Annotated in this window: 6 protein-coding genes and 1 pseudogene; 6 read left to right on the top strand and 1 reads right to left on the bottom strand. The window is 65.4% G+C overall.

Annotated features, from left to right (window positions below):
- Nucleotides 1-1,566, bottom strand: a 1,566-nt coding sequence (locus AAFP05_RS09965; RefSeq protein WP_341729709.1) for an ATP-dependent metallopeptidase FtsH/Yme1/Tma family protein, incomplete at its 3' end; no start/stop codon positions are given.
- Nucleotides 1,567-1,657: 91 nt separating this feature from the next.
- On the opposite strand from AAFP05_RS09965, the gene dhaK reads away from it, so the two are divergent.
- From dhaK to hisG, 6 genes and pseudogenes are all read left to right on the top strand, one after another.
- The gene (gene dhaK, locus AAFP05_RS09960; protein WP_341729708.1) at nucleotides 1,658-2,650 is read left to right on the top strand and encodes a dihydroxyacetone kinase subunit DhaK; all 993 of its coding nucleotides are present in this window, start codon (nucleotides 1,658-1,660) and stop codon (nucleotides 2,648-2,650) included.
- 5 nt (nucleotides 2,651-2,655) lie between these two features.
- The gene (gene dhaL / locus AAFP05_RS09955) at nucleotides 2,656-3,264 is read left to right on the top strand and encodes a dihydroxyacetone kinase subunit DhaL (RefSeq protein ID WP_341729707.1); all 609 of its coding nucleotides are present in this window, start codon (nucleotides 2,656-2,658) and stop codon (nucleotides 3,262-3,264) included.
- Nucleotides 3,228-3,662: pseudogene (gene dhaM / locus AAFP05_RS09950) on the top strand (dihydroxyacetone kinase phosphoryl donor subunit DhaM); the annotation flags it as partial. The gene dhaL and the pseudogene dhaM, both read left to right, overlap by 37 nt.
- Nucleotides 3,663-3,734: 72 nt before the next feature.
- A complete protein-coding gene (locus tag AAFP05_RS09945; RefSeq protein WP_341729712.1) occupies nucleotides 3,735-5,639 on the top strand; it encodes a putative PEP-binding protein in 1,905 nt (634 codons plus the stop codon).
- Nucleotides 5,640-5,662: 23 nt separating this feature from the next.
- Nucleotides 5,663-5,929, top strand: coding sequence for a phosphoribosyl-ATP diphosphatase (locus AAFP05_RS09940; protein WP_341729706.1), 267 nt, complete (start codon nucleotides 5,663-5,665; stop codon nucleotides 5,927-5,929).
- Between the two features lie 40 nt (nucleotides 5,930-5,969).
- Complete coding sequence (hisG, locus tag AAFP05_RS09935; RefSeq protein WP_341729705.1) at nucleotides 5,970-6,833, top strand: ATP phosphoribosyltransferase; 864 nt, start codon at nucleotides 5,970-5,972, stop codon at nucleotides 6,831-6,833.
- The last annotated feature ends 21 nt before the right edge of the window (nucleotides 6,834-6,854 follow it).

The following is a 6,854-nucleotide window of genomic DNA, read 5'->3' as shown; positions in this document are numbered from 1 at the left end:
GCCGCGCGGAATGATCGATACCTTGCGGACCGGGTCGGCACCCTTCTGCAGCATCCCGAGAAGCGCGTGACCGCCCTCGTGATATGCAGTACGGCGTTTCTCATCGTCGGGGATGAGCACGCTTCGGGCCACACCGAGTTGAATCTGCTCGAGTGCGTTGGTGAAGTCGGTCTGATAGACCAGGGTGTCATTGCGCCGGGCAGCCCGCAGCGCCGCCTCGTTGGCCAGGTTGGCCAGATCCGCGCCGGTGGCACCTGGCGTGGTTTGAGCGAGCGCCTTGAGATTGACGTCGGCTGCCAGCGGGATCTCTCGGGTATGCACCTTCAAGATCTTCTCCCGGCCGATTTGGTCGGGTGCGCTGACGGTGATCACCCGATCGAAGCGGCCCGGCCTGGTCAGGGCAGGGTCAAGCACGTCGGATCGGTTGGTCGCGGCCATCACGACCACGCCCTCGGTGCCGTCGAAACCGTCCATCTCGGTGAGGATCTGGTTCAGTGTCTGCTCACGCTCGTCGTTGCTCCCGGACGCCCGGCTGGAGCCGCGGGCGCGTCCGATTGCGTCGATCTCGTCGATGAAGACGATCGCGGGGGCGACCTTCTTGGCCTCGTCGAAGAGCTGTCGGACACGCTGGGCACCGACGCCGACGATCATCTCGATGAACTCGCTGGCCGAAGCGCTGAAGAACGGCACATCGGCCTCGCCTGCGGTTGCTCGTGCCAGCAGCGTCTTGCCGGTGCCGGGCTGACCTTCCAAGAGCACTCCGCGTGGCGCGCGCGCGCCCACCCGACGGTACTTGTCGGGGCTCTTAAGGAAGTCGACGATCTCGTCCACTTGTTCTTTGACCTCGTCGATGCCCGCGACATCGGAGAAGTTCACCCGCACCGCAGTCTTCTCGATGGGCTTTACCTCGCGTTGCATTCCGAAGCCGCCGAGACCGCCGCCGCTCTTGGCTATCCGCCGGAAGGCCCAGATCGATACACCGATCAACAAGCCCCAAAGCACCAGCGAGGAGACCAGATTGGCGACCGCGCCGCGCTGTTCGACGACCGGGGTCGCTCGCACCACCGCTCCGTTGGTCTGCAGGTCGGCCAGGAGATTGTCTTGTGCAAACGTCGGCCGCTCGGTCGTGAACTGCGTATAGCTGCTGTCCTTGTTGCTGTCATCGCCATTGTCGGGTAGCGGTGCTTCGTTGTTCAGCTTGCCCTGGATGGTGTCACCCTGCGCGTAGATCTCTTTGACGTTGCCGGCCTCGACCTGCGAGATGAACTCGGTGTAGGCGATGGTCGGCGGGGCATTGCTGGCATCCTGCCAGGTGAGCAGCCCCCACACGGCCAGTAACGCCAGTCCGGCGATAACCCAGAATTGCCAGACTCGTGACTTCTTCGGCCCCTTCTTATCGCCGCTGCCCTTGGATTCCTTCGGTAATCCCTCGGTGCGCCAAGGGCGCGGTGAGTCGAGCGGTGGCGGCCCTGAAGGCGCCTGAGAACGGACGGGACGCCGGGGCTCATCAGTTGAGCGCTCCGGCGTTGGGACCTCGGCCTGGTGTGACGGCTGGGGATCGGTCATGAAACCTCCTGCATGGTTCCTTAATGTTAGACGCCGCCCTCTAATGCCTCTTGGCGCTCCTGATAGCCGTGCTCGGTGGTTGACTAGTGCCATGAAGAAGTTAATCAACGATCCTGGCACTGTCGTTGCTGATGCATTGCGCGGTATCGAGGCTGCACATCCCGGGACGCTGAAGGTGGATCATGCCAACAAGCTGATCATCCGTGCCGATGCTCCCAGGTCCGGCAAGGTGGCCGTCATCTCCGGTGGCGGGTCCGGACATGAGCCCTTGCATGGTGGCTTCGTCGGTCCAGGCATGCTCGATGTGGCCGTGGCCGGTGAGGTCTTCACTTCCCCGACTCCCGATCAAGTCCTGGCCGCGGTGCAGGCCGCAGACTCTGGTGTCGGCACCTTACTGATCGTGAAGAATTACACCGGCGATGTGATGAACTTCGAAATGGCGGGCGAGTTGGCTGCCGCGGACGGCATCGAGGTGGCGAGCGTCACCGTCGCCGACGACGTCGCGGTCACCGACTCTCTCTTCACGGCAGGCCGTCGCGGTGTCGGCGGCACGGTCGCAGTGGAGAAGGTCGCAGGCGCAGCGGCCGAGGCGGGTCGCAGCCTGGCCGAGGTCACCGCGCTGGCCCAGCGCACCGCCGATGCGGCACGCTCCATGGGTCTGGCGTTGACGTCCTGCACGGTGCCCGCGGCCGGACGGCCGACCTTCGACCTGGCCGACGATGAGATCGAGCTCGGCATCGGCATCCACGGCGAGCCCGGACGCAGCCGCGAGAAGATCGCTCCGGTGCGTGAGCTGGCCGCACGCCTGGTCGACCCGATCCTGGACGATCTCGACTTCACCGGTTCCCCGGTCATCGTGATCTGCAACGGCATGGGCGGTACTCCGCTCATCGAGCTCTACGGGCTGTACGCCGAGGTGAGTGACTTGTTGTCGGCCCGAGGCGTGCAGATCGCCCGCAATATCGTCGGGAATTATGTCACCTCGCTCGAGATGGCCGGCGCTTCGATCAGCCTGGTGAAAGCCGACGACGAGATCCTCGGGTATTGGGATGCCCCGGTCTCGACCACCGGGTTGCGGTGGTGACCACGATGGAGCTGTCCCCACAGGTCCTCGCGGGTTGGCTGCGCGATTTTGCAGCCGACATTGCCACAAACGAGGCACTGCTGACCGACCTCGATCGTCAGATCGGCGACGCGGACCATGGCGCCAACATGGTCCGCGGCACCAAGGCGGTCGCCGGGCTTGATCCTGCCGACTTCGCCGATGCACGCAGCTTTGCGAAGAAGGCCGCGATGACGCTGATCAGCACGGTGGGTGGCGCCTCCGGCCCGCTCTACGGGACCTTTCTACTCAGGCTGGCCGGCGCCTTGCCAGCTGACGGCACCATCGATCAGGCGGGATGGTCGACCGCGCTACGAGCCGGTGTCCAAGGCGTGATCGATCGCGGCAAGGCGGCGGCCGGCGACAAGACGATGCTGGATGCCCTGATTCCTGCGGTGAATGCTTTCGAGGCCGAGCCAGAGCATCCCTGGCAGGCGGCAGCTGAGGCCGCTGCCACCGGCCGCGACGCGACCATTCCGATGGTGGCGCGCAAGGGACGCGCGTCATATCTGGGCCAACGCAGTGCCGGCGTCGCTGATCCCGGCGCCACCAGTAGTGCATTGATGCTCGCGGCCGCAGCGAGGACGCTGGCGTGATCGGAATCGTCGTTGTCTCCCACAGCCGTCCGCTGGCCGATGCCGCGGCGGCGCTGGCAAAGCAGATGGTTCCCGCAGACGAGCCCAAGGTGGCCGTTGCAGCCGGGATGGACGACGGGAGTCTGGGTACCGATGCCGCGACCATCGCGCTGGCCATTGCTTCGGTCGATTCACCCGAGGGTGTCTTGGTGCTGCTCGACCTGGGTAGTGCGCTGCTCAGCACCGAGTTGGCGATCGAATTCCTCGATCCGGGCGTCGCCGAACGGGTACTGATCAGTCCGGCCCCTTTGGTGGAGGGTCTGCTGTCTGCGGTGGTGAGCGCTGCCGGTGGAGCGTCTTTGGCCGAGGTCGACCAAGAAGCACGGCGCGCGTTGGATGCCAAGACCGCGCATCTGTCCGGCGGTGGCGACACGACAGGCCCGCTGCAAATCGTTCGGACCCCGGCCAAGCCGCCGACCTCCAACCGCCGCGTGGTCTGGCGGGTGACGGTGCGCAATCGGCACGGTATCCACGTACGACCGGCCGCCATGATCGTCACCTCGTTGCGCGGCCTGGACGCCGAGATTGCCTTCAGCAATGCGACCACGGGCAGGGGCCCGGCGCTCGCCGACAGCCTGTCCAGCATCGCAGGGCTTGAAGTCGGTTGCGGACAGATCCTCGAGGCGCGAATCTCGGGGCCGGACGCGGAGGCCGCCCGGGATGTGCTGGCCGGGCTCGCCTCACAGAATTTCGGAGAAGATCTCCGACCGCGTGCTGCCCGGCCGTCCGAGGCCGGCGGGCCCAACGGACGGGCCGCAGCGGTGCGCGCCTTCGGGGAGATGCCGGCCGCTGCCGAGCGCCGTGCGGTTCTTGCGCCGGCGAGCCGTGTCGGCATGCGTCCACCGGTCGGCGAATATCGTCCGTTGACACCCAAGGACGAACTCGCACGTTTCAACGGGGCCGTCGCAGAGGTGGACGAATTCCTGGCCGAGATCATTTCCGACGGAGAAGCTGTGCCCGGCATTCTGGAAGCTCAGCGGATGATGCTGGCCGACCGCGAATTGCAGCACGGCGTGGTCGGGCGCATCACGGCGGGCTTCAGCGCTGTGGATGCGGTGGACGACCAGTTGACCGGCATGGCCCGTTCGTTCGACAAGTTCACCGACAGCTACCTGCGGGAACGTGGTCAAGATGTGCGCAGCCTGCGACGGATGCTGCTGCTGGCGTTGCTCGGGCACCGACTGGAGCAGGAGACTCCGGACGAACCCCGTATCTGGGTGCTGGAGGAGTTGGACGCGGCCACGGCGATGCGGCTCGATCCAAGGCTGTGTATGGGCGTGATAACCATCGCGGGGGGATCCAGCGGGCACGGCATGTTGGCCGCTCAGGCCCGCGGTATTCCGGTGCTGACCGGGTGCGCGCAGGTCGGCGAGGTGGTCAACGATCAGGTCGTGGCGTTCGATCCGGTGACCCGGGAATTCTGGCCGCACCCCGATGATCTGTTGCGCGAAGACTTGGAGCGCCGCAACGCCGAACGCACGGCCTCCGCACGACGCGCCCAGCTGCATTCCCATGAACCCGCGATAACTCGCAGCGGAAAGACGATCAAGGTCGAGGCCAACGTCGGCTCGGTCGACGATGCTCAGGCGGCCGCCCAGCAAGGAGCCGACGGCAGCGGGGTTGTGCGCACCGAGAACATCTTCGCCAAGGATCTCGCTGCGCCGAGCGTCGAGATGCAAACCGAGGTCTTCGTACGGCTCGGCCAGGCTATCGGCGGACCGATCACCATTCGCACCTGGGATCCCTCGGGCGACAAGCCGCTGGCCTTCATGCCCAACCAGCGCGAAGACAACCCAGCACTGGGGGAGCGCGGTATCCGCATGATGCGCCGGGTGCCGCAGATCTTCCGCGATCAGATCAAGGCTGCGTTGCTGGCCGCTCAGCAGATCGAGTTGCAGCTGATGATTCCGATGGTCACCGATCCGGACGAGATGATCTGGGCCAGGGAGCAGATCGAGTCGGTCCGAACTGACCTGGGCGTGGATCGGGTACCGGTCGGCGTGATGGTGGAGGTTCCGGCAGCGGCACTGCGGGCTGCGGAGTTTGCCTCCCTGGTGGATTTCATCAGCATCGGCACCAACGATCTCAGCCAGTACACCCAGGCAGCCGATCGCACCAATGGCGCGGTTCGCGAACTGGCCAGGCAGGATTCGCCGGCGGTGCTTGAGCTGATCCGGATGACTCGGGCTGCGCTGCCGGGGCTACCGATGGCGGTCTGTGGTGATCTGGCGAGTGACCCCGCGGTCACCGCAGCCCTGATCGGTTTGGGCGTGGACGAGCTATCCGTGCGTCCGGGAATGGTGGCCGAAATCAAGCAGGCTGTTCGGGCGGTATGACGACTGCACTAGGCTTGGCGGACGTGAGCAAGACTTTCGAGGACCTGTACGCCCAGCTGACCGAGATCGCCGCTACCCGCCCCGAGGGTTCGGGTACCGTGGAACGGCTGGACGCAGGCGTCCATGCGATCGGTAAGAAGATCGTGGAAGAGGCAGCCGAGGTGTGGATGGCCTCCGAGTATCAGAGCCTGGACGAGGCCGCCGAGGAGATGAGCCAGCTCATCTACCACGTTCAGACGATGATGGTGAAGCTCGGGCTCACCCCCGAAGACATCTACCGCTACCTGTGACGCTCGTTTCACGACGTCCGAACGGCAAGGAAGAACCGACGTGCCAGAAATGCTGAGAATCGCCGTGCCCAACAAGGGCGCCCTCTCGGAAGCCGCCGCCGCCATGTTGAGCAAGGCCGGCTACCGGCAGCGCAGCGACACCAAAGACCTCGTTCTGATCGACGAGCTCAACAACGTTGAGTTCTACTACCTGCGCCCGCGCGATATCGCGGTCTACGTGGGTGAGGGAACTCTCGATCTGGGCATCACCGGACGCGACATGCTGCTCGACTCCGGGGCTAACGCCGAGGAGATCATGGCGCTCGGTTTTGGCGCCTCAAAGTTCCGTTTCGCGGCCCCCGCCGGCGGCAGCCTGACACTGGAGGCCCTCAATGGCCAGCGCATCGCGACCAGCTATCCCGGGCTGCTGGGCAGCTACCTCGAAGGCCATGGCGTCAGCGCCCGGCTCATCCATTTGGACGGGGCAGTGGAGTCGTCCATTCGGCTCGGCGTCGCCGATGCCATCGCCGATGTGGTCGAAACCGGAACCACCCTGCGCAAGGCCGGGCTGGAGCTGTTCGGAGACCCGATTCTGCTCAGCGAGGGAATCTTGGTGCAGCGCCCGCAGGCCCGCGGCAAGATCGACCCACTCGCTTTGGGGCACCTGAAGCAGCGACTCTCGGGTGTCATCGTCGCCCGAGACTACGTGCTGATGGATTACGACATTCCCGCCGAGCGAGTCGATGCGGCGTCGGCGCTGACCCCCGGTCTGGAGAGCCCGACCATCTCGCCGCTGGCGAAGCAGGGTTGGGTCGCGGTCCGGGTGATGGTGCCGGCCAAGGGCCACCAGTTGCTGATGGACCATCTGCACGATCTCGGTGCCCGCGGGATCCTGGTGAGCGAACTGTCGGCCTGCCGGCTCTAGTCGGATCTGGATGCAAACGAA

This window comes from Brooklawnia sp., assembly GCF_032229645.1.
GTDB lineage: Bacteria > Actinomycetota > Actinomycetes > Propionibacteriales > Propionibacteriaceae > Brooklawnia.
Note: the sequence above shows the minus strand (reverse complement) of the source record. Positions and strands in the feature narration are given on the sequence as shown.